Annotated in this window: 19 protein-coding genes; 4 read left to right on the plus strand and 15 right to left on the minus strand. The window is 66.4% G+C overall.

Annotated features, from left to right (window positions below; translation table 11 throughout):
• Positions 1–9: 9 nt before the first annotated feature.
• The 4 genes from B0G83_RS08295 to B0G83_RS08310 all read right to left on the minus strand — a co-directional run bounded on the left by B0G83_RS08295 (position 10) and on the right by B0G83_RS08310 (position 6,173).
• Entirely contained in the window at positions 10–630 is a 621-nt protein-coding gene (locus tag B0G83_RS08295; RefSeq protein ID WP_105506947.1) for a hypothetical protein, read from the minus strand.
• A 157-nt stretch (positions 631–787) separates the two neighbouring features.
• The gene (locus B0G83_RS08300) at positions 788–1,396 is read right to left on the minus strand and encodes a hypothetical protein (RefSeq protein ID WP_105506948.1); all 609 of its coding nucleotides are present in this window, start codon (positions 1,394–1,396) and stop codon (positions 788–790) included.
• A 143-nt stretch (positions 1,397–1,539) separates the two neighbouring features.
• Entirely contained in the window at positions 1,540–5,292 is a 3,753-nt protein-coding gene (locus tag B0G83_RS08305; protein ID WP_105506949.1) for an autotransporter domain-containing protein, read from the minus strand.
• 137 nt (positions 5,293–5,429) lie between these two features.
• Positions 5,430–6,173, minus strand: a complete 744-nt coding sequence (locus tag B0G83_RS08310) for a hypothetical protein (RefSeq protein ID WP_105506950.1) — start codon at positions 6,171–6,173, stop codon at positions 5,430–5,432.
• A 237-nt stretch (positions 6,174–6,410) separates the two neighbouring features.
• On the opposite strand from B0G83_RS08310, the gene B0G83_RS08315 reads away from it, so the two are divergent.
• The 4 genes from B0G83_RS08315 (at position 6,411) to B0G83_RS08330 (ending at position 8,800) form a co-directional block, all read left to right on the plus strand.
• Positions 6,411–6,998, plus strand: coding sequence for a hypothetical protein (locus B0G83_RS08315; RefSeq protein ID WP_105506951.1), 588 nt, complete (start codon positions 6,411–6,413; stop codon positions 6,996–6,998).
• Positions 6,999–7,090: 92 nt separating this feature from the next.
• Positions 7,091–7,996: a murein L,D-transpeptidase catalytic domain family protein gene (locus tag B0G83_RS08320; RefSeq protein ID WP_105506952.1), complete on the plus strand. Its 906-nt coding sequence runs from the start codon at positions 7,091–7,093 to the stop codon at positions 7,994–7,996.
• A gap of 79 nt (positions 7,997–8,075) precedes the next feature.
• Complete coding sequence (locus B0G83_RS08325; protein WP_146120171.1) at positions 8,076–8,342, plus strand: toxin-antitoxin system HicB family antitoxin; 267 nt, start codon at positions 8,076–8,078, stop codon at positions 8,340–8,342.
• Positions 8,339–8,800, plus strand: a complete 462-nt coding sequence (locus tag B0G83_RS08330) for a hypothetical protein (protein WP_105506954.1) — start codon at positions 8,339–8,341, stop codon at positions 8,798–8,800. The genes B0G83_RS08325 and B0G83_RS08330 overlap by 4 nt, the downstream gene beginning before the upstream one ends.
• A 66-nt stretch (positions 8,801–8,866) precedes the next feature.
• On the opposite strand, the gene B0G83_RS38520 is transcribed toward B0G83_RS08330, so the two are convergent.
• From B0G83_RS38520 to B0G83_RS08380, 11 genes are all read right to left on the minus strand, one after another.
• Entirely contained in the window at positions 8,867–9,040 is a 174-nt protein-coding gene (locus B0G83_RS38520) for a hypothetical protein (RefSeq protein WP_181156759.1), read from the minus strand.
• Positions 9,041–9,141: 101 nt separating this feature from the next.
• Positions 9,142–10,326: a hypothetical protein gene (locus tag B0G83_RS08335; RefSeq protein WP_146120172.1), complete on the minus strand. Its 1,185-nt coding sequence runs from the start codon at positions 10,324–10,326 to the stop codon at positions 9,142–9,144.
• An 80-nt stretch (positions 10,327–10,406) separates the two neighbouring features.
• Positions 10,407–10,895 (minus strand): hypothetical protein, encoded by a 489-nt coding sequence (locus tag B0G83_RS08340; RefSeq protein ID WP_105506956.1) that lies wholly within the window; start codon positions 10,893–10,895, stop codon positions 10,407–10,409.
• A gap of 395 nt (positions 10,896–11,290) precedes the next feature.
• On the minus strand, positions 11,291–11,581 hold the full coding sequence (locus B0G83_RS08345) for a hypothetical protein (RefSeq protein WP_105506957.1): 291 nt from the start codon (positions 11,579–11,581) through the stop codon (positions 11,291–11,293).
• A 105-nt stretch (positions 11,582–11,686) separates the two neighbouring features.
• Positions 11,687–12,208, minus strand: a complete 522-nt coding sequence (locus B0G83_RS08350) for a hypothetical protein (RefSeq protein ID WP_105506958.1) — start codon at positions 12,206–12,208, stop codon at positions 11,687–11,689.
• Position 12,209: 1 nt separating this feature from the next.
• Positions 12,210–12,812 carry a hypothetical protein gene (locus B0G83_RS08355; RefSeq protein ID WP_105506959.1) on the minus strand — a complete coding sequence of 201 codons (603 nt, stop codon included), beginning with the start codon at positions 12,810–12,812 and terminating at the stop codon, positions 12,210–12,212.
• A gap of 131 nt (positions 12,813–12,943) precedes the next feature.
• Positions 12,944–15,946 (minus strand): type IV secretory system conjugative DNA transfer family protein, encoded by a 3,003-nt coding sequence (locus tag B0G83_RS08360; RefSeq protein WP_105506960.1) that lies wholly within the window; start codon positions 15,944–15,946, stop codon positions 12,944–12,946.
• A gap of 15 nt (positions 15,947–15,961) precedes the next feature.
• Positions 15,962–16,348: a hypothetical protein gene (locus tag B0G83_RS08365; protein WP_146120173.1), complete on the minus strand. Its 387-nt coding sequence runs from the start codon at positions 16,346–16,348 to the stop codon at positions 15,962–15,964.
• 107 nt (positions 16,349–16,455) lie between these two features.
• A complete protein-coding gene (locus B0G83_RS08370; protein ID WP_105506962.1) occupies positions 16,456–18,096 on the minus strand; it encodes a hypothetical protein in 1,641 nt (546 codons plus the stop codon).
• A 68-nt stretch (positions 18,097–18,164) separates the two neighbouring features.
• Complete coding sequence (locus B0G83_RS08375) at positions 18,165–18,878, minus strand: hypothetical protein (RefSeq protein ID WP_258167778.1); 714 nt, start codon at positions 18,876–18,878, stop codon at positions 18,165–18,167.
• Positions 18,879–19,121: 243 nt separating this feature from the next.
• Entirely contained in the window at positions 19,122–23,705 is a 4,584-nt protein-coding gene (locus tag B0G83_RS08380; protein WP_105506964.1) for a hypothetical protein, read from the minus strand.
• Positions 23,706–23,743 lie beyond the last annotated feature (38 nt).

Here is a 23,743-nt window from a genome sequence, read left to right on the forward strand (position 1 = left end):
GGGCGTCGCTCATTGCCCCTTCGGAATGTTGCTCGAGATCACCGTGTGACCGCCGGACAGCGACACCTTCATCCCGCCGGGAGTTTTCCACACGATCTGTCCAGGCGTAGCGTGGTCAGGTGCACCGAGCGCCTTTGACAGCGCGACGACCCCGCGGAAGTCGTTGTCGATCACCTGATGGCCGTCCAGCTCCACCACAACGATGTTGATGGTTCGCGAAGCGTCGTCGTTCACCACGGCCAGGGTGCGACGGACCATCGAATGGCCTGCTTCATCCTTCACCGGCGGCAATCCTTTCACCTCGACGAAAACCGGTCCCTGCGCATCGTTCGTGTTGGTCATGTCCGACAGAACCCAGCACGGGGCGGTGGCGTCGTGCCCGTCGCCCTTGCAGACCGGGGCGAAGGAGGCCAGGGGCGTGTTGATCGGCACCCCGTTCAGGACCACCTTCTTGGCGTCCACGGTGACCGGCAGGCTGAAAGGCGCGGTGTCGTCCGGCCGGGTCGATCCGTCCCAGAACGTACGCTCCGGGGCGTGGGACGTCGATGTGGTCGATGCGATGGCCAGGCCAGCGGTTGCGGCCAAGGCGGCGCCAGCGATGACGAGTCCGGCGATCGTGACGTTCTTCATGTGCGATACCTCCCTTATGAGGCCCACGCGACGGGGTGGGGGTCCGTGTCCGAGAACTAGCAGGATTTTCAGGTCTGTCAAACCGTGCCGTGGCACGGACAAACGCCCACTTCCGTGGGCGTTTAGGCAATAAGGATCTGGGACCTTTTGCGTGTGGTCAGTCGTTCACGCCGGCGACCACGTCGCGCCCGTCGCCACTCACCGCCAGGGAGTTCGGGCCCACGACCCATTGCACGCTGGTGGCGAGCGACGTGGTGGGCTGACCCAGGGCCTTGGTGAGCGACAGGATGGTGCGGTAATCGCGCGGAGCGGTGACCTGCGGGTCCAGGCTCACGTAAATGCGCATGATGTCGCCGTGTTCGTCCAAGTCCACCCGGGTGCTGGTGACCATCAGATTCTGCTTGCCGTCGAGGACAGCGGGCAGGCCGCGCAAGCGCACGTCGCCGGACGGGTGCTGCGGTTGCGTCGGGCCGGGGCCGGTCGCCCAGCAGGGCGTGGTAGTGTTGACCGGACTACCCTTGCAGACCGGGAAAACCGATTCCAGGTGCGAGCCGACGGTGACGCCGTTGAGGGACAGCTCGTCGCCGTCGCGCGAGGCGGGCAGCGTGAACGGGGATGAACCATCCACACGAACGTGGTTGTCGAGGACCACCCAATGCTCTTTGCTGTTGGCAGCGTGGACTTGGGCGGCATAGAGGCCACCAACGCCAGCGGCTACACCGACTACGAGCGCGGCGACGGTTGCGAAAACGGTCTTCGTCATCATGTTGAACTTCCTCCCTTCGATGGAGCCTGCGCGGATTGGCAGGCAATGGACTAGAACTAGCAGGATTTTCAGGTCTGTCAAACCGTGCCAGGGCACGGACAAACGCCCACGGAAGTGGGCGTTGTGCTCATGCGCTGGCGGTATCAGAACGACCACTTCGCTTGCACGCCACCGGCGATACCGGTGTAGTGGCTCCCCGCCTGCACGTTCACCTGGGCGTTGAGCGACAGGCCCTTGGCACGGTAGAGCGTGGCACCCACGGACACGTCGGCGATGTTGCGCACCGGGCCCGCGCTGTTGGTCGTGAACGTGGTCTCGCCCGTGGTGTCCCCGTTGAACACGGCGGTCGTGTTGCTCGGCGAACCGGCGAACTCGTGGACGAGAGAGGGCTTCAGGTACACGTCCACCGTTCCGGCCTTCGTCTCGAACGATTTCGACACCTTCACACCCACCGTCGTGCGCACCGAGGTGTAGGAGGCACCGTTCACGTTCAGACCCACGCCCGATCCACCGTCGCTTTCCGTGTAGCTCCCGAGGCTCAGGTGCTGCACACCCAGGGCGACGAAGGGCGTCACGTCGATCCCGTTGCGCAGCGCGAGCGGCAGACCGGTTTCGACGCGGGCACCGTAGGACGTCCCGTTGAAGCGACCGCTGGCGCTACCCGCGCTCACCCCAGCCAGGTCGATCGACCGGCTTTCGTTGAAGCGATGGAGGCTCGCGTTTTCCGACACGTCCACGTAGGCACGGCCGGAGGTCGGGGTCCAGTTCTGGTAGAACGTCAACCCGAACGCGTTGTCGGAGAGGTGTTGACCGCTCGCGTCGCCGGTCGCGTTGCTTTGACCGTTCGCATACGAGAACGCACCGCCCGCGGTCCACGTCGGCGAGACCGCTTTGTCCACACCGACCGCGAGACCACCGAACGCGAGGTTCGAACCGCTCACCTCACCGAACGTCCCGCCGGCGGTCGTACCGCGCTGCTCGGCACCGCCAAACGCTTGACCCCAGGTCGTCACACCGCTGGGGGTGGCGACACCGGCTTGCTTGGCGACGCGCTGCGCATCAGCGCGGTCGGCGACCACACCCTGGGCGGCATCGCCGATGGCGAGCATGGCGTTACCGGCTTGCGCGTGCGGCACCGGAGCCAGTTGCGTCCCGATCTGCGTCATTTGGCGCGCGGTCCCGGTCTGCTGGGTTGCGAGGACCATGTTCTCCGCGTTCATCAGGCCGTTGCTGTTCCAGCCCGTGTAGCGCAGGATCCCGTTCGTCGAAGCGACCGAGGTCTGCGTGAGGGCAGAGACCGTGTGCACGACGGGCGGCGTCGAAGGCTGGCTGGGCTGGCTCGGCTGCGCCGGAGGCGTCGAGGGATCGCTCGGCTGGGTCGGCTGCGACGGTTGGCTCGGTTGCGACGGATTGCTCGGGGGCGTCACAGGCGTGTCGCCCAACGTCACAACGAGGTCCGTGCGACCGTTCTGCGTCACCGTTTGCGGCGTCACCGTCCCGCTGTACCCCTGCGCACTGGCGATGATGCCAGCCAGACTGTAGGTCCCCGTCCCGCTCGCGCTCACCAGGTCGAACCGTTGCCCCTTCACGAAGGCGTAAGCGGTGTAAGGGCGAAGCGAGAGCGCGGAGCCCGATTCGACGCTGGCGTTACCGTTCACCAGCAGGCGACCGTAGCTCGTGTCCGAGGTCGTACCGGTCGGGGTTGAGCCGGCCTGAACCTGGCTGATGAAGGTCGCGCCGTTCGCCAGCGTGAAGTTGCCGTTGATGGTCACGGGTTCGGAGGCGACCAGGTTGCCGCCCGACCGCACCGTGGTGCTTGGCGCGTTCACCGTGTCGTCCAGGGCGACGTACCCGGTGCCGAAGAACAGATTCGAGTTCGGGTTGTTGATCGACGATTGGCCCGCGACGCCGCCGGTCAACACGCCCATTTGCCCCATGCCACCGGTCGAACCGTCGGTGTAGTTCGGGTTTCCGTTGATCGTGAGGTCGTTGGACGACTTGTTCGTGATCGCGCCTTCGATGAAACCGGTGGCGTTGATCACGGGCACATTGCCCGTCGATTCGATCGTGATCGCCGGACCAGCCCCGCCGTTGCTGCTGGCGCCGACGATCGCGTCCAGATTCAGGGTGGCGGAACCTGCGACGTCGATCACGGGGTTCGTGTTCGTCGCGTTCGTGTTGCCGATGATCGTGAGCGCACCCGCGGACAAGCCGGTGGCGTTGACCGTGGCGTTGCTGCCAGCCGGGACGACGATCGCCGAGCCGCTCCCGCTGTCCGTGATCGACGTACCCGCCCCCTGGTTGATGGTCGTGTTCAAGCCGGTCTGAACCGCGGCAGAACCCGTGGACTGGACCGTTCCGCTCCCGGTGATGTTGATCGTCGCCGACGCGTTCGGACCAACGGTGACAGCGTTGCCCGAGCCGGTCGCGGAGACGGCCCCGTGGCTCCCCTCGACCGTGATGGTCGCGTTGGCAGAGCCGGTCACTTGCAGACCGTCGGCGTCCCCCGAACCGAGGATCGTGCCGTCCACCGTGACCGCGGTGGTCCCGTTGTTCAGTTCGACACCCGCGGTTTCGGTCCCCTCAACGTCACCGGAGGCGGTGACGTTGAGGATGGGCATCACACCATCGTTTTCGAGACCGGACGTACCCTTCACACTGCCACCGATGGTGGTGCCGAACGTGACGTTTCCAGTGGGGGTGTTCCAAAATGCGACCCCATTGGACGCGGACACGTTGCCGTTCAAGACGGCTGCTTTCATCGTCCCGTCGTTTTCGACAACAGCGTTGGTGCCCCCGGTGGTCGCCGTGGTCGAACCCGGATCGGTGGTGAACGTGCCCATGGCCGCGCCTTGAGTGTTCAACACAACGCTGTCACCGGACGACATGGCCTGGTGCGCGATGTCGAGATTGTTCATCGTGCTCTTGTTCAGCACGACGTAGCCCATCGCGTTCGACGTTCCGTCGAGCGTGACATTGCCCATGGCTGCACCGGCCTCGTTATCGATCGCGGCGCTCCCCGCGGTCGAACCGTTGAGCGTCGCGCCAGCGCTTTCCGTCACGTCGCCCATTTGCGCGTAGTTCTTGATCGCGCTTCCGCCGTTCCCGTTGTTCTGCGTCGTCACCGAACCGGTGATCGAAACAGGGCCCATTTTGGCAGTCTTGTTCGTCGTCGAGCCGTTCACGATGGCGTCCCCACTCGTGTTCACCGAGCCGGCGACGGTGACGCCGTTGACCACCCCAAGGTTGATGAAGACCGACCCGTTCTCAGTGATGATGCGCGAAGCCGGTCCGATCGTGAACTGGTTGATCGTCCCGGTTCCCTCGTTGAGAAAGAGGGTTTGAGTGTTCGCGGTCAACGCGGAACTGAAGCCGTCTTCTTCGAGCGTTCCGATCGTCCCAGCGTTGTCCACCAGGGCGATGCCGCTGGACGCCCCCACTACAAGACCGCCGTTGTCGATGAGCAGACCGATGGTGGCCCCGGCTTCGTTCTTCACAGCGTACGTCCCACCGGACGTCGTTCCGATCGTCGCGCCGAGCGCGTCGGTGATCGACGTGATGTTCCCGGCGTTATCGATCCCGATCCGGCCTGAGATCACCCCTTCGTTCGTCAAGCCCCCGATATTGCCGGTGGCGGTGTTCTGGATGCCGGCGCCCGAGATCGATCCGGCGGTCGTTGCACCGTTGGCGTTGTCCCAGGTCTGGACCGTGGCGGCGTTGACCACCCCGGCGTTGCCGGGCGTCGCCTGATCGGTGCCGGAGTTGGTCACGTTGGCGATGACGGTTGAGGCGTCCGGACCGAACGACGCGCCCGTGGCGCCGCTCAGATCGACGGACGGGGTGCTGGTGGTCACGACCACGGACTGCGCAAGCGCGCCTTGACCAGTGAGAGCCATCGCCGTAGCGACAGCGATGCTCAGGGTGGTGCGGCGGAAGCGTGGGCGGGAAGATGCAACCATCATAAGTAGGTCTCCTCAAGGTTGGTGGTTGGGAACGACGGACAACAGTGAAACGAGGTGCTGCGATTGGGGGATCAGAAGGCGACGCGGCCCTGGAAGCCCAGGAAACCGTAGATGCCAGCGCTCTTGAGGTTCGGCACGGCGATGAGGTTCACACCCCACTCATGGTTGTGCTCGTAGGAGACGAGCAGACCAGCGGCGGGCATGATTCCGCGCGGCGTGGTCCCGTTCGGAACGCGAGCGGGCGTCAGGAACGGCAGCCGACCGCCACCAGGTTCCGGGGTGTAACCGATCGTGTAACCCTGCGTGTAGGCGGTCTTCGTGTAACCGGAAAGCCCCCCGGCGACGATCCCGACGTTCACGCGGTCCTTCGACGTGATGTCGAGTTGCACGGGCGTGTAGCGGGCAAGCAGATACCAGCTCGGACGCCAGATGCTGTTCCGGTAGTAGCCGGCCATCACACCCACAACGTCGTTGGTGTACTCCAGACCGCCTCCCCAGTTGTTTTCATTGAAGTCGTTTTCTTTTTTGGCCGTACGGTCGAAGTGATACGCATGCAGGTTCAGGTCCACGTAAAGGTGGAAATCCTTCGAACCCAGCGCCTGGAGCGACACGCGCGGGTAGAGGGTCGGCGTCGGCGTCTGCGGCATCGGGTCCGGCACGTAGCTCACCACCGCGGCCTGCGGCTGACCGGTGCTGTCGCTCACGTTGCGTTCCGCATGGCTCTGGGCGAAGGCGGGCAGGGCTTCCAGCCCGGTGATCATGGCCATGGCCACGGCCCCGAGTTGTTTCAGGCGGTACTTGGTCTTACGCGTCACGGTTCTCCTCCCTTGACGATCCAGGGGCCTCCTCTTCGGGCCCGACACCTCTGTACCTAGCGGGTTCCAACGGCGAGTCAAGCGACTTGGGCAAATATTTTTGAGCGTGCTATGGCACGGGTTAACCGTTCGTCGGACAGGGCTGAAAATCACGTCCCAAAGGCTTGACCGGCCTGTACGTCCTGCTAGGTTGAAGGTAGAGGACAACGCGCCAGCGATGCGCACCAGGAGACACCGATGACCACCCGCAACGGATACACCCCAGAAGGCCTGTACGACTTCTCGATCGAACCCGACGAGGAGCTGAAGGCGATGATCGGCAAGCCGATCGAGGCGCTGCTCGACATGCTCGAGGCGATCCTGGTGATGCTCACCGTCCAGATGCAGAGCCGCGCGATCGCGATGCAGGCGGAGCAGATCCGTCAGCTCCAGCAGCGGCAGGCATGGGCCACCGCGAAGCTGGTGCGGGTTCGCAAGCTGGAAGCGGACGGCATGACGATCGTGCCGCGGGACGTGCTGACAAGCGAGCCGCAGGCCCTGGACGTCGAAGGGCGGCGCATCGACGGCGGCCGGCGCAAGTTCAGCATGGCGGACGTGCGGGCCAGCCGTGGCCCTCGCATCGAACCCAACGGGCGGGTCGCGGAGGTCCGTACCTCCTCGACCGGCATCAACGTGCCCAACCGGCGCAGCCTGGGCGACCGCCTGGACGTGCGTCGGGTGGAGGACCGCATCGAACCGAACGTGGTCCGGCCCAGCGCCGTCACGTTCGACCAGAACAACGGGGTAGAGGCTTACCGTCCCCGTTCACGGTTCAGTCCACGCTGAACCACCACGGGCCCCGCGCTCTGGGGCCCATCACCCACCGTCGCCAAACAACACGACAAGGAGGCGATCACCACGCGTTCCCGGAGGAGATCTTGTACCTGACGTTCAAACCCATCGCCCAGCGTTTGGTGGTGCTCACCGCGGCCTGCCTTGCTGCGTTTGCTCTTTGCCCCAGTCCACTAAAAGCTGTGCCAGGGCACACCAAGGAGCCGGTCGACATCGCTGGTCCGGCGATTCCCCAACCCGTATCCTCGGTCGACGTACCGCCGTCCTTCGACGACCCGGCCCCGGCGTTCGACGCGTCACCGCGGCTCACGCGCTTCACCCGCATGCCCGAGCGCATGGTGGGCGCGTTCTGGCCCACGGTGGCTGGGCTGGCGCAGGTGGTTGTGCCGCGCCCGGTGTTCAGCGTGACGGAGCAGCAGCTCCTCGCGGCGGCCCCCACGATCAACCCGGACGCCCTGCACCTGGCGATGCGGGCGATGGCGTGCGCGTCGAAGCACTACGGGGACAAGGACCGCCTGGTGGTGATCGACTACTCCCTGCCCAGCACCGCGCGCCGGCTCTGGGTCTTCGACCTGCGCAACGGCACGCTCCTCTGGAACGAGTACGTCCTGCACGGCCGCGGATCCGGTGCTGGGCTCTACGCGCGGTCCTTTTCAAACCAGCCGGACAGCGAGCAGTCCAGCCTGGGCTTGTTCGAGCTGGGCAGTCCGTTCAAGAGCCAGTTCGGTCCGGCCATGAGCATGGTGGGGCTGGAGAAGGGCATCAACGACCACGCGGTGGAGCGCGGCATCTGGTTGCACGGCACCGACTACGTGAACGACGAGCGCGCGGCCACGGGCCACGTGTCGCAGTCGGAGGGCTGCGCGGCGGTGCAGCGGGGCGTGATCGTCCCGATGATCGACAGCCTGAAGAAGGGGGCGTACCTGTTCTCCTTCTACCCGGACAAGAAGTGGCAGCAGGCGTCCGGGTTCCTGACGGGGAAGCTCTGCTGATGGGGGCTCCCCCTCTTGCCGCCATGATTCGACCTGCTACGTTGAGATAGACCACCACCACCCAGACCCGGAGGACCTGATGACCACCACCCGCAAGACCCCTCGAACCTCTCGCCGGAGCGCTACGCTTCGCATGGAGCCGGTGCTGCACGACGCCGTGACGGCGGTTGCACGTCACCACGGCCAGAGCCTGAACGAGCTGCTCGTCAAGGTCCTGTCGGACCACCCGGAGGTGCGGTGGTGGGTGGCGTTCAACGAGGCCGCGCCTGGCACGCAGCCCCACCAGGCCCAGCGGTTGGCCCAGTTGCACGTTGACATCGACCGGATCCTGGGGAGCGTGCGATGAGCATGTGGACCGCGAAGCAGCAGGAGGCCCTGGCCGCGATCGTGGCCAGCCTTGTCGCCGGGAAGGTGGAGGTGTCGGTGGTGGTGGACGGGCTCGCCGAGGTGTACCCGGCGCTGACGGTGACGGTGGACGTCACGCTCAACGGCCGGCACCACGCCATCCGGGCGACGGAGCAGCAGGACGAGGGGTGGTGGGCCATGTTCTCCCGGCACGGCCGCCTGGACGCTCTGCAGACGTCGATCGACACCGGCCCGGCGTGGGAGGCCTTGAAACAGCAGATCGGGGACGACGTGTTCGACGGCGAGCTGATGGCGTTCGAGGACATCTTTTTCGCGCAGGACGTGCGCAACGCCATCCAGGCCTTGGCCAGCGACGCGGCGTTCGAGTACCACCAGCAGCACCACGTGGCCGGGGTGCACGCGGCGAAGGAGGAGATGGACGCTGCACGCTGGCAGTGACAGCAGGACCAGGCGGGGAGTGGGAAACGGGGCCGATGGCCCCGTTTGCACGTGGTGGTGGACCGATCAGCGGTTGGCGTTCTTGCCGGCGTCCCGGGCGTCGCGTTCGGCACGCGCGTTGGCGAGGTTTTGGCGGAAGCGCTGGGCCAGGCTCTGCCCGCCGAACAGCGAGCTGGGGGTGTTGCGGAACGCCGTGACGATCCCGGCGATCAGGACGACGATGGCGATGGCGTAAAACATGGACGGTTCCTCCCTGGGTGGTGCCCACCGGACGGCGGGCGATGGTCAAGAACTAGCAGCATTTCAAGGCGCGTCAAGCCCGTGCCCTGGCACGGTTTGGCTCACGCGTGCGGAGCCGATGTGCGGTTGTGGCCCCACGCGTGGTCGGCGGCCTTTACGCGTTCCATCCGGGCGAGCAGGGCTTCGAGCTGCTGCAGCGTCAAGGCGTACCCGGCGTAGGGGCGACGAACGACCTTGCGCCTCGCGTCGACCGGCCCTTGGGCCAGCAGGAACTGGCGGTGCATGGCCCCCATGGTCCCGCGGTGCACGACCATGCACGGCTTGAACATCCAGCGGAACAGCCATCCGCCACCGTGTTGGGCGTCCAGATCGCGGAGCTGCTGGACCTGCCACCGGACGTCGGCCAGATCGTCCACCGTCTGCGGGCGTGCCGTGGGGTAGCGCTTCTTGAACGCCATGTCACACGCCGTGTCCCCATGGTCGTCCTTCGCGGTGACCACCACCATCGGCTGGGCGTATTGCCGGGGCGAATGAACGTCCAGCGATCCCGCGATCCCGATGACCAGCTTCACGCAGTGGTCGGGGATGGGGTTGGGGTCCTTCTCGCCGAGGGGTGCCTCGGAGGTGCGGCAGCTATGAAGGTCCTCCTCGTTGGGCGAACGGAGCCCGTCGGGAGATTCTTCCTTGATCGCCTCGATGATGGCGGCGTACCGGGCCTTCTCGTCCGGCGGCATCGCGGCCCACACGCGCTCAGCGTGGCGATCGAAGTCCCCGCCCCTTGCATAGCTCCAGGCGTAGGGGACCTTCTCCTTCCCGGTCTTGGCACGCTCCATCCGGGCCAGTTCCTTGTCGAGATCGCTCAACCCGATCACCGAACCCGCGTAGGGCTCGGGGACCTCCTTGCGGTAGGCGCGGGCGGCCGACCGGGCCAGCACGAACCGGCGCTGCAGCACACCCGTGGGCCCGCGGTAGGTGACCATGTAGGGCGAGCGCAGTTTTCGCAGGAGCCAGCCGTCCTGGCGCTGGGCTTCCAGGTCCCGGAGCTGCTGCACCTGCTGCCGCACGTCGGGCAGCAACGAGAGGGTGTGGCGAGCGTAGTCCGGGGAGTACGTCTCGAACGTGAACTCGGCCAGTTCGTCCTCCGTGCTGACGATGACCATGGTGGCCATGCGCGGGATGGCGGCACGAGGGTTCCGCTCCAGACCCGTCACCAGCTTCACGCAGACCTCCGGGTACGGGTAGCACCCCTCCTCGCAGTCCAGCACATCGTTGTGATCCGTCTCCATAGTCTCCTCCTGGTGGTTATGGTTCAGCGACACCGGTTTGTGGAGCGTTGGCCCCGCGTTCGGAGTCCTGGGCGTCGTGCTCAGGCCTTCAGACCAAAGCCGGCGGACCACGACGGGTTGCCGTCGATGCGTTCCATGGTCCGGGTGTCGTAGGCCTTCACCACGCCGTCCTCCTCGTCATAGGCGTAGCTCACCGGGTCGTAGGCGGCTTTGCGCTCGTCCGACAGGGCGAGGCTGGCCGCGTCGGCGGCGCTGCGGCGCTTCAGGGCGGCGATCACCACGGCGGCGAGGACCTTGGGGGACACCCCGATCTTGTCGGCCTCGGCCCGGATGAAGGAGGGCACGTGGGCGAGGTGGATGGCCTTGCCGCTGGTGAACAGGGTGAGCGCGGTAACCGGCGTGCTGCGGGGCACCTCGACCCGAACGCCGGTGGCCACCAGCCTGCGGTAGTGGGCGATGGCGCGGTCGATCTCGTCGTTCCGGCGGACACGGGCGGGCACTGCAGCCACGGTGGCCGGGACAGGAGCGGGCAGCCTCTCGGGGGTGGGGATGACAACCAGGTCGTTCATGATGGGGTATGGGTGAGGATTGGGGTGGTGGTAAAGGGTTGGCCGCCGCTGCGGATCGTAAGGGCAATAGCCCGTGCCAGGGCACAACCACGGGTGCAAACGTTGAGTGGGTTGAGGTGGTGCATGGTGCTCTTGGTCAGGTGTGGATTTGCGAACCTCCTACCCTCAACCTAGCAGGGTCTATCGGTCGGTCAATAGCTATAGCCCCATAAAAGGGGCGATTCCAGGATTTATTTGCAGGGGTCGGGCGCAGGCGCGTCGAAACCACGGAAAAAAACAGAGGGCGGGTGCCTTCGGCCCATGGTGGCGGCGAATCGGCGTGCCAGGGCACAGGGGCGTCAGCAACGAAAAGGGGGCCGCGAGGCCCCCAGATCAGGTGGTGGAGGTGGCGGTGCTCAGGCGAGCTTGCCGCTCCGGTTGGCGTTGAACGCGGCGATCTTGGCGCGCAGCCGCGCACCGGCTTCGGCCTGCGTGAACGCCGGGCGGGCTGGGCGGATCCAGGTGGCCTGCACCTCGTGGTCCAGCTCGATGGGCAGCGCATGCGAGGCGTGACGACGCGCACCCAGGACGAAGCCGAGGTACGCACCGCCCAAGACGATGGGGACGCTCGCGAGCAGGACGAGGGCCTGGAACAGGCAAGTGAGCAGCGGGTGGGCGATGTAGAACGGAACGGTCAGCGGATGCACGGTGGTCTCCTCCGGTGTGCGTGGGCCGCCGAGAGAGCGGCCCGGGGTTGAACGTACAAAAACGACGACATGAATCTAAAGCGGTGGATCCTCCTTCTGGTCGGGTCAATGACGGTGCGTGTTGAACAACGCGATGGCCAGCCTATCCTTCGCAGGCCAACGCGACCCGCACAAGCCCTTGAAGACGGCGATCTGGCGGGTCTCGGTCGCGATGCGTTCTTTATCCGCATCACGGCGCTTCTGGACCTCCGGCAAGGTGGCCACCACCGACATCACGAGCTGGTCGTGGTTCATCGGCATATTGGCCAGCGAGGGATTGAACAGCAACAGCCAGTGGCGCAGGTCTTGGTCCGAATGCGCTTTCGCCTCGGCCTCGGTGAGCAGCGAGTTTCGGTTAGGGTCCTGCAGCGACGCCGGCAGAGGCTGCACCCCCAGGCGGAGGCATGCCTCGCGCGACACAAGCGCCGGGTTGACCGCCACCTGCTGGGCGGCGATCTGCTCCGGCGTGAGCGGTGCGGGCCCGGTGTGGTGGTGCAGGAGCTTGGTCACACCGATGGTGGCGGCGAAGAGCACGCACAGACCGGCGAGGAGGGCAGCGCCTTGTTGGATACGAGGATCGAGTTGCATATCAGTAGAGGGCCTCATGGATGGCTTGTTTCGGGTTGGCGAAGAACTGCCCTCCTTGCGTGAAAATCCCCGGTGCGCACAGGTTCACGCGGTCGCCGACTTGGGTGGTCTGAAGTGCTTCCGGGTCAAGCTGGTTGTAGACGACGGCGTTTGCCGGAGTGCCCGGCGCGTTGCACTGGTAACCCCCTTCGACCCACCAGTTGGCCCAGCACATTGCGATCATCCAGAAGCCCAGGGCGGCGAGCAGCCCCAGGAACGCGAACCCGGCGACGAAAAGGTGACCGTGGCGGCGTTCCGCTCGGATGTCCATGGCGAGCTTTTGAACGTCCGCCGGAGAGAAGTCCAGGTCGACCTCGTGTTCCCGCCCGTCGCGCCGGGCCTGCTTGAACTGGTCCAGCTTGGTGGTCATCCACTCGTGGTTGTGGACGTGAACGGCATGTCGCCGGCGGAAGATCCAGTACCGGAAAGCAACCAGGGCCATGACCGTCAGGACGGCGACCAGCATGAGCACGACCAGATCGGCCGTGCTGCCCGGGTCCAGGAGCGAGGGAACGTAGGAATGCCCAGCCCAATACGCGGCGCTGGGGACGGTGGTGCTCTGCATGAGGTCTCCTCCTCGTCGATGCCCACACAGCCGGGTGAGCGTCCGTCATCCACACTTAGCAGCTCTACACCGTCTGTCAAGCTGTGCCCTGGCACAAGCAAGCCCGGATTCGTCCGGGCTTGCGGGCGGGGTCAGGCGGCGGCCTTCGTCGCGTCGTTGGCGGCGGCCTTGGCTCGGCGATCCAGTTCGTCGTAGACCGTCGGGATGCCCTGCAGCGCGGCAAAAACTCGGATCTGGTCGACTGAGAGCTTGCCGATGGTGTCGCACAGGTCACGACGAGGCATACCACCTCGCTTCACGTTGATCATGCCAACGTAGCGGTGGTGCAACAGGCCCCAGTCGTCCTCGGGGAACAGCTCGACGACCGAGCCGTTCGGACCTACCTCTTTGTTCTTCGGGTCCTGCACGTAGAACCGCGGGGGCTTGTAGTCGTCGTGCTCGACGGCGCCACCCATGAACTTACGGCTCAAGGCACCTGTGGCACGCCGGGTCAGCGCCGACGCGAGCGCGCCGGTACCCCGTACGACTTCCCAGAGGTTGGTGGTGACCGCGCCCACGGAGAACATCAACGCGAGCTTGGCCAGGGACGCCGGCAGACGGCCGGAACGGTCGTTCGGGTTGTTCAAGGCTTCACGGTCCGCCTTGGTGAGGAGGACGTCCGTCGGGCGGCTCAGGTCGTAGCGCAAGCGCTTGAGCATCGCGAGCCGCTGGTTCGGGTTCAGCTCAGGCTTGCCGATCCGGGCGGAGTCGAGCGCGTCCAGGTGGGCACGCTGGAAATCGTTCGAGGTGATTTCCTTGAGGCCGCCCGACAGGTAGTAGCTGTACTGGTGCACCCGCTGCCGCATCATGCGATCGTTGGCCCAGGCGTGGCTCGCGGGCAGGGACCGCATCACGCACCACGACACGAAGTTGCCCATGAACGCCTTGGCGGCATCCTCGCCCAACCGGTCGTAGAAGGCATTGACCGTCTGCGACGCGAACACGCACCGGAGGCCCAGGCTACGGGCAATCGACAGCAGCGAGCCTTCGTCGGACGTGCTCTTCCGGCTCAGCAGCAGGTGGGCCTCGTCGACGATGCACAGCAGCGGACGCTGCTCCGGGAACTGCTTCTGCCAGTCGCTCACGGCCCCGCGGGCCTTCACGGCGTTGAACACGCGCTTCTTGGCCAGCGTGGTGATGACCACGCCGGCTTCCTGGTACAGGGTCTCGGGCAGGGAGATCCCCACCACGGCGCCGCGCATGCAAGCCAGCAGGTCGCAGCCCTTTTCCAGGGAGGCCCAGTGCACGATCTTCTCGTTGGACATGATCGGGGTGAACATGGTCGACAGCGTTCCACGAATGTCGGACCGCATGTCGGCCCGCAGCTTCGGCAGGTCGGATGCGGCAAACTTCAAAGCTTGCACGATCAGCATGCCCCGGTTGTTGTTCGCCTTCACGTCGGGGTGGTTCTTCAACCAGCCGAGGATCCCGGCACCACCGCTAACGGACGGAGCGTTGGACGGCGGCGGCAGTTGGCCGGTCTTCGGATCCGGCACCGGCGGCGTGCCGCTGATGAACATCAAATCTTCCAGGTACGACATGGCGAAGTCGCTCAACGCCGCGAAGTGCCAGAAGTAATGACGAACGGCATCGGCGAACGGTTGCGGCACGTTCTGACCGTTGCGCTCACGCCACGCCACATACTCCATCCAGCTCGTGTAAGGACGGTTCGTGTCGGGGTTGGTCTTCCCTTGGGCATCCTTGTCCAGGTGGTCGGACCAAGCCTGGTAGCTGATGAAGCCACGAACTTTCGCCTTGTTCGCCAGTTCAATCTGTTCCAGCTCGTAGCAGCTCCACAGGAGGCGGGCCGTGTGGCGCAGCCAGTTCGCGGCGCTGACCGTCCAGAAGTCCGACAGGTCGCTGTCGTCGTTGGTGGCCGCCAGGAGGGCGGTCGTCACCTGCTCGGGCGTCATGCCTTCGAGCAGCGCCAGCGCGGCCCCGCCCGGTTCAGGCGTGACGTGGATGATCTCGATCACCTCGCCCAGACCCTGCGCACGCAAGGCCTGGATGATCTCGGAGGGTAGCGAGCCCTTGCCGTCGAGAAGCAAGGCCCCGCCGCAGTTCTCGAACACGCCGTTACGGAACTGACCGTAGGCGAGCCACTGCTGGGCCACCGGCGTGATGAGACCGCCGGTTTTGCCGGCACCGGTCTCCCCGATCACCAACAGGTGGGTGGTCAGGTCTTCGTGCGCCGACAGCCCCATGTACGAGTCCGGGTCCGGGGCCAACGGGTCGCACTTGTTCAGCTTCAGATGGCCCCGCGCGGTCGCGAGGACGATCACCGGACCGTTCTTGGCGAAGTTCGACGCCGTGTTGATCTGCGCCTGGCGCATCGTCATCGCATCGTTGTCGTTCGGCGACTGGAAGTTTTCCGGGAGCTTGAACAGGCGGTCCTCGCCGGAGCGGTTGGCGATCAACGACTCCAGGATCGGACGCGCCAGCATCAAGAAGGTGCCGGCGGCCACCACGGGCCCGGCCAGCGCCGGGATGTACCGGGCGGCGGCGGTCTGAACGGCGAAGATGCCGAGCGTGTATTGCGCGGTCGGACGGATGATGTAGCGCCAGTTCCGACCGAGCAGGGCCAAGGTTCCGATGGCGTACGCGGCTTGCGTCAGCACGAAACCGGGAATGCCCATGTGACCGGTGGCCATGACGGCTTCCGACGCGACGGTGACCAGCGAGTGTGCGTACAGCAGGGCGGTCTCGGCCAGGCTGGACCCGCCGTAGCCGATCTCGCAGTCGTCGCCGTACGCCTTCACAAACTGCACGAGCGGGGTACCGTTGCCGGACACGGCACCGTCCCCTTCCTTGTCCTGCAGATCGAACGGAGCGAGGGTGGTGGGGGGGATCTTGCGCCGGAAAAGCTCGGCGACTTGCAGTTTCACGTTTTTGCTGATCCGCTCACGGGCGCGGCCCATGAGTCCGGTGTAGGCCATGCCTTGACCAGCGTCCTTACGCAGCGCGGGCGTCAGACGTTCGATGAACGCGGCGGCATTCCGGTCGTAGGGCGGAGCCTTGACCTTCGGGGCCACAGCCGCGGCGGTGCCGGTGCTCGCGTTGGGGTCCGTCGGTTCGGCCGTTTGAACGTCGTGCATGGTTCCTCCCATGGATCAGTTGAAGAAGTGCTGCGCCGACGCGGACAGCGCCTGGGTGTAGCTGTCGTTCAGCACGTAGCTCACAACGATCAGCACCGCGCCGACGATCAGCATGCGGCGCGAGACCCACACGCGGATGTCCCGGCGGATGAACTGGTCACGCACGTTGTTGCGCAGGTTGTCTCGGGTGCGAATTTGGGGACGTTCGGCCGCCACGTGGTAGAAGCCCTCCCGTACGGCCAACGCTTTCGTCGGGCCGAACACCAACCGACCGATAAAGTCGAACACCTTGCTCCGCCACGAGATTTCATCGGCCAAGGCTCCGTACTGCAACGCGGGCGTGGGCTTCTGACGGTCGGGGCGACCGGTCGTGGTCGGAACATTGGGTTGCTTCTGGTTCAAGGTCTTCTCCTTGCCGTGCGGTTGGTTCAAGATGGCAGGTCCGGGTGGCAAGTCAAGTCTGAGAAGTGCAAAACCAGGGGTGCCATAGCACCCCTCTTGCCACCTGGTTACGGCTGACTGTTCGCCTTGGCCCAGGCGTCCAGCTTGGCGTTGGCCGCGTTGAGCTGGGCTTGCTCGCGAGCCAACGCATCGGCCTGGCGGACCACCGGCGCACGATGTACCGGCGCGGGCGTGGGACGGTGCACCACCGCAGGTGCCGGCGCGGTACCGGTGATCGCTGCCACGGGTGCCGCGGGTGCAGCGGGTGCCACGGGTGCCACGGGTGCCACGGGCGTCGGATCCGAACCGCTCGAACCGATCCATACCCCAGCCACGATCACCAGGAGCACGGCCAGCCCGATGCCAACCGGCTTGATGGAGCTGGGGAGGTTGGCAAAAGCGAGGCCGGCACGAGCGGGTGCGGCCCCCCAGGATGCGTCGTGGACGGCCATCCCTTCAGGAGCGGTAACGGCGACGTTGATCCGGTTCGCCATCCTCGCCAGGTTCGCTCCGCCAAGGTCGACAGCTTTGGCTGCAGCATCGAGCAACTCCGAATCGGCATAGCCCACGGCCTTCAGTTCCGTGAAGGTTTGGGCCAGCCGTTCGTGCGCCGTCCTGTAGGCAAACTGAGCCCGGATACGAGCGTTGGAGTCGGCCTCTTCCTCCGCCGTGTCGTACGCGTCGGCGGCGGCTTCGAGGGCGCAGTACTCCTCCAGTGCACGGTTTTCCAGGGGGGCGTTCCGCGCGTAGCGACGGGCGTCCGCAGCAATGAGGCGTGCGGAGTCGAGCATGCTCTCCGCGGCTTCGGTCACCTTCGGATCGGGATCCTTGCCCTCCATCTGGTACTCGGCGAGCACGTCCCCAAGGGCCTTCGCCGCAGCTTCCGCGTCGGCCACGCGGCCCTCGACCGCTTCGGGTTGGGCGCCCTCGATGGCGGAAACCGCCTGCACCACCTTCCCCGTGGCGTCGACCACCTTGGCGCCAATGCCTTCGAGAGGGGGGCGCTGCGGTTGCACGGGTTGAGGCTCCCCCGTCGCATCGACCACCGGGGTGTGCTGCTCGACGGGTGCCTTGGCATGAGCAGCAGGCGAGGCATCGCCCGTCATGCCGTCGAGCATGGCTAGGGGATCCTCCGCCTCGACGGTCGGCGCAGCTTGCGCGGCCGGAACCGCCTGGGGTACGACGCTCGCGCTTTGCTGCGCCTTCAGCACCATCGTGTCGACGTGCTGGGCACCCTTTTCGATCTCGGCACGCAGGGCGTTGAGACGCTCGGTGATATGGGCTTCGGCCTCGATGGCCTCATCGGCGTCCACGACCTCGTCGGGCTGGCTGAACCACTCGGTCGGCTCGCACCCCACGGCCTCAGCGGCCTCTACCGCCTGGAGCCATGCGTGTCGGGCGTCCCGGTACGCCTGCTTGCCGTCGTTGGCACTTTTGAGCTTGACCTGAAGCTGCGTGTCTTCCGCGAACGCAACGGTCATCTGCCCGGCGGGCTGCTTGCGCAGCTCGGCCATGAGCTGGCTGGCCTGTTCCAGACTCAGGTTCTGCATGAAGATCGTGGTGAGCTGGCGCTGCACCTCGTCGAACGCAGCGAGCGTGTTCTGCGCGGCGTCGACATACTCCCGCGCGGCCATCTTCACGAGCACCGCGGCGTTGCCCAGGTTGTTCCAGGCGTAGTTGACCTCGGTCTCCAACGTTTTCTTGTCCATCGTCTATCTCCTCCAGAGATGTTTGAATGGGGCAGGGCGACCGGCGGCCGCCCTGGACGTCCGGTTGATCAGACGGACGGGACCGGCGTCAGCACGAGCTTCGCTTTCGCGGGCGAGGTGACGGTGTGCACCACGTACGACGTGGCCTTGTTGCTGTTGGGGATCGCAGCGTCCAGAAGGCCGCGCACCCAGTCCGCATCACGCGCCATCACGTACACGCCGATGGTCACCGGCTTGTCGGACTTGCTGGCCAGCTCGCCGGCCTTGCTGATCAGCGCGCCAACGCGCGGATCGTGGGTCTTCATGCCGGCGGGCGGCAGGCCGATGTCGGTGTGGTTCCAGCCCGGCATTTCCTTGCTGGTCTGCTTCCCGTCCTTGTCGTGGTCGTGGACCATCTCGGTCGACACGATGACCTGCTGCTGCGCGTTCATCGCGGTCAACTGATCCTGCAGAACCTTGGCACCTGCACGCGCGTTGTCGAGTTGCTTCTGCACCGACGCGGCGTAGCTCTCAGCGCCCAGCAAGACAGCACCACCGGCGCAACCGATTCCGGCGCCGGCGAGGCCATGGCCGGTGAGCACGCCGACCACACCCCCGACGGCTGCACCACCGATGCAACCGAGGGCTGCGCCGCCGGTTGCAGCGGCACCGCTCTGGTTCGAAATGCCGAGGTGATGGCCCAGCGATTCGCTCGTGTCGTTGATCGACGCGCAGCCAGCGGTGAGGCTGACCGACGCAGCAAGGGCCACGAACGTGACCGAGGTTTTGAGGGTGTTGCGCATGGGGTGGATCCTCCCGAACGTTAGGGCCGTGTGAGGCCGATCCCCCACATCTAGCAGCTTCATGGGGTATGTCAATCCGTGCCAGGGCACGGATTAAAACAACTGGAAAAGGCGGGCGATCCGGCTTCGCCCCGTCACCTGGGGAGGGGCGAAGCCTTGGGGGTTGGGCACAAAAATGCCCCGGGGCAAACCCGGGGCAGGGGCCCTGCCCATGCCGGACAGGGCGGGAGGAGACGTTGCGGATCAGCGGCGGCGCTCGTACTCGACGTCGAGGCTCAACTTCAACTCGCGGAGCTTGCCAAGATCCTGGGCAGGGCCCGTCTGGGTCCGGCTCACGCCTTGCGCCTGGTTCACCGGCGGCAGGCCCAGGCGTGCACGCTGCGCGGCTTCGGCCTTCGCACCACGCAGGCCCAGGTCCTCCCACTGACGTCGTGCTTCGTCCGAGTTCTCGCGTACACGTTCGTTGTGCTCGTGGACCTGCGGGGCCAGCGGCTTGTTCGGATCCACCACGATGGGCGACGCGTCCTTCCGTTCCTGCGAGCCAGCGCCACCCGTCCGGGACATCAGGCTGTCCAAGATCTGATCGGCGCCCGTGATCTGCTGCTTCGGCGCCTGCGCACCCGACTGGCCCGGCGGCAGCAGCTTGGCCTCGCGCTCGACGATGGGGCGCTCGGCCTGCTGGGTCGGCGCGGCAGGGACACCTACCGCACGGACCGGTTCGCGGTCGCCACCCGTCCACGACATGAGGCTGTCCAGGATCTCATCGGTCCCCGTGAGCTGCTGCTGGGGCACCTGCGCGCCCGACTGACCCGGGGGCAGGAGCTTCGCTTCACGCTCGACGATCGGACGATCGGCCTGCTGGGTCTGCGACGCGGTGGGCATCAGCGGCGTGGCTTCGACCGGGCGCAGGTCCTCGGCCTTGCCCACGCTGACCGTGGACGGTGCAACCACATGCGCTTCGGCGATGGGCTGCACCGCCTGTACCGGCTCCGCCGTGACGGCGGCCGGCACAAGCGTGGCCTGGCCCTGCTCACCGCGACCCTGCTGCTGGTTCTGCTCGGCGTTCTGCGCCTGGGCGTGGGTCCAGGTGTCCAGACGCGCGGCGAGGCCGCCGTTCTGGCGATTCGGCACGTGGGCCTCCATGGGGGCGATCTTGTGGCCGTGCTCGCGCACGAACGCCTGGGTCTTCGCTTCCAGGTGCTCGTGCAGGACGTCGTTCACGAACGCGCGATCGTCCGGCACGATGGGCCCGCCCATCGCGTTGTTCAGGCGCGCGCCAGCGGTCATCATGTTGAGCGCGGGGCTGGTGCCACCGTCCAGGCTGTTCGCCTCGCGGTTCCACGGCGCGACACCTTCGACGGACTCGCCGCCCATCGACATGCTGTACGCGACGCCATGGGCGGTGAAGCCCTTCACGTGGATCGAGTTGAACCCGTCGTTCAGCACGTCGGCGTTCAGCGTCGCGGCGGGCGCGTTCATGGCGGCCTGAATCCCTGCTTGGCGTTGCGCTTCGGCGGAGAGTTCCTCGTGGGCCACGACCTTGGTCTGCTCGGCCGCGGCGCTGGCCAAGGTCGTGGCAGAGCCGGTCTTCTGGATGCGCTCGGGGTTCTGGACGCTTTCGTCGAGCCACGAGGCCATGCGTTCCTCGACGGTCATGGCCACCTCCTGTCGGACCTTCCCGTGCAGGGCCTCGTGCGCGTCGCGCTGCTGCGCTTCGTGGGCCACGAAATCGTGCGGGGCCGCCGACCAGGTGGACTGGGGTACCACCCGTTGCTCACCGTTGGCGAGCTGGACGGTCTTCGGCTCCGTGCGGTACGCACGCAGTTCCACCGTGTCGCCGATCTTGACCCCGCCGACCTCGATGGCCTTCGGCAGATCCTTGCCCCAGACGGTGTGCTTCTCACCGTCCCGGCCTTCCACCACGGCGAACGGGGCGGGCTTCGCACCTTCCCGGTCCTGGTACGGGCGGATGCCTTGTTCGAGCAGCGTGCCGCGGGCGTAATGCTCGCTGGCCGTCCGGGCGTAGTCCGGTTGCGGGACGAACGGCAGAATCCCCTGAGCCGTGGCCAGCTCCATCTCCTTCGCCTGGTTCGCCAGCGCATCGTGCGTCGCGCGCTGCTGGGCGTCGTACTGCTCGAAGTTGTGCGGACGAGCGCTGAAGTGGACAGCCGTGGCCGGGTACTCCTCGCCGGTCTTCTGGTCGAGCTTCATGTATTTGGTCGTGTCCCCGCGCAGCTCCACGGTCATGCCGGGGAGCACGTTGCCCTCCTGGAGAGCACGCGGAATGTCGTGACCGAGGATGCGGCGCACGTTCCCCTCGCGATCCTCGATCGACGCGTAAGGCATGGGGTCCTGGCCGTTGATCTTCATGTCGTCGACCCCGTGATCGACCAGCTTCCCACGAGCGATGACTACCGCGTCCGTCTTCTGGTAGTCGGGCTCGGGCACAAACGGCCGGGCGACGGCCGCCTGGGCCGCCTCCTGGACCTTTGCCTTCGCCTGGACCTTTTCCAGCTCGACGCGGACGGCGTTCTCCGCCTCCTGCAGCTCGTGGACCTTGGCGTTCTTCGCGGCGACCTCCGCGGCGTGTTCCTTCGCCATCGCGGTGCGGATCTCCTGCGGCGCGGTGAACTCGCTGCGTTCGAGCGGGGTGACCTGCAACGGCTTGAATCCGATCATCGACCGGCGGCGGCCGACGATCAGCTCGCCCTGGCCGGTCATCAGCGTCATGAACAGGTGGCCCTCGCTGGGCACGGTCCCAAGGACGGACGCGCCGATTTCCATGCGCAGCGCGAGACGGCCGTCCTCATGGGTGTCTTCGCGCTTGATCCAGTTGTACTGCTCCTGGACGGTGGCCCCGCTGCTCAGGTCACGGTCCGGGTCGGTGATCGGGTGACCGTGCTTCACGTCGTACGCGAACAGCGCGCCGAAGGCCTCACGCGCCTTTTCGCGGTTCTGCGCCACGGCCTCGGGGGTCCCGCGAAGCAGGGCGGAGCGCTCGGCGTGAAACGAAGCATGTTCCGCGGCCTTCACCAGGTCCAGCCGGATGCTATCCGGCCCGGTGGTGGTCATCCGGCTGACGTACATGGCCTCCTCGTGGGCCGTGTACGCATTGTCCAGAGCCACGAACGAGTCGATGCGGCTGGTCCCTTCCGGCAGCGCCTTCAGGAACGCCGCGGCGTCGAACAGGCCCTGACGCTCGCCCTTGGCGTTCTTCACGAACCCGTCCGGGGCGTCCTCGCGCGGGCTCATCGCCACGTTGTTCACCGGGTCGGCGTAACGAGCACGCCAGGAGTCGTACACGGCCACGCCCCACTTGCCCGGGTAGTTTTCCCAGGGGCCAGTCGGCACGCGCTCGGGCGCAGCTACCGTTTCCGTAGCGTGGGCGGGAGCACCTTCCTGGGCCTTCGCGGCCGGGGTGTTGGCGGTGGTGGGCGTGGAAGAGGAGGCAGGGGCCTCGGTCTGCTCGACCCGCTCGGTCGCGGCGACGGACCGCGTGCTCGACGGAGCGGCGGGCGCACGCGCAGCGTCCGGCTGACCGGTCTGGGCGCGCTTCTGGGTGGTGCCCTGAGCCTTCGCGGGCGTCGGGGCGGTCAGGCCCAGGGTCTTCTCGACGGCATCGTCCACCATCTGGCGGCTGGGCAGGTCGGTGGGCGCGAGCACGGTGCCCAGGTCCTCCTCAGCCTGCTGGCGCACGGCGTCGCGCTCCTCGGCCGGCAACTGGTCGACGAACGGTACCATCGCGTCCAGCAGCCGCGCTTTGAAGCGCTGATCGAACAGGTCGGCACGGGTGATGCCGTTGGGCACCTCGACGCCCGGGGCGATGACGTCGTTCATCGCGGCGATCGCGACGTCCAGGGCCGACAGGCGATGCTCGGGCGTGGGCAGGTTACGTTCGTACGCGTAGTCGCTGAACGCCTGCCCCGTCGGCGTGCTCTCGAACCGCTCCAGCAGCTCGTCCTGGCGCGGGTACACGTCGCGCCAATGCAGGTCGCGGTCCTCGGCGGCTTGCAGGCGCTCCTCGAACTGAGGCGTGAGGTCGATGCCGGTACGCTCTTCGAGAACGCCGAGGGCGTGCTCTTCGAACTGCTGCGGGATCGAGGCGTCCGGGGTGTTGACCGGACGGGTCTCCCACACCCAGGCCACCGCATCGCGCACGACCGACGCGAGGTTCTCGTCGAACAGCGCGCGCTCGTCACCGGTCAGCCCGACGGCCAGATCGATCAGCAGGTCCTCGGGCATCTTGTCGGTGACGTCGTGCAGTTCCGAGGCATGGCGCTCGGGCCACGATTCGGGCGCGTCGACGTGGAACTGTTGGGAGAGGGCGATCCCTTCCGGGCCGCGCCAGTCGAGCCCTTGCTCCTGCACCATAGGCTCGAGGAACCTGCGTGCGATCGTGTGGCGGAGCGTGTCCTGTAGGCGATCGGGGACGGTGTGGGCCAGGAAGTCGCCGATGGTGTCGGGGGTCGGGCGTTCGTGCAGCAGATTTCCGCGCAGCGCTTCGGCTTGGGCCCTCGTCGCCTCGGCGTTCAGATCACGGTCGAAGGCGGCCGGGCCGTCGGTGTAGCGCTGACGCAGCCAGTCGGCGGTGGGCGAGGCCTGGAACCGTTCCATATAGCGCTGGAACTCCGCCTTGGACGCGTCGCTGGCAGCCATGGCCGTCAGCTCGAACACGTCCTGAGCGCTGGACTGCTCCAGCGGCTTGGACGCCGGCGCGGCGCGGGCGGTCTCCACGGTGCGGAACTCGCGCACGCGGCCCCACAGGTTGCTCACGCGTTCCTGAACGGAACCGAAAAGGCCCGGACGGGCGTTCTGCTGGTCGGCCATGCTGTCTCCCCCTGTACTGTTCGTGGCGGGCGCGCGAA

Source organism: Paraburkholderia sp. BL21I4N1, from assembly GCF_002973525.1.
Lineage (GTDB): Bacteria > Pseudomonadota > Gammaproteobacteria > Burkholderiales > Burkholderiaceae > Paraburkholderia.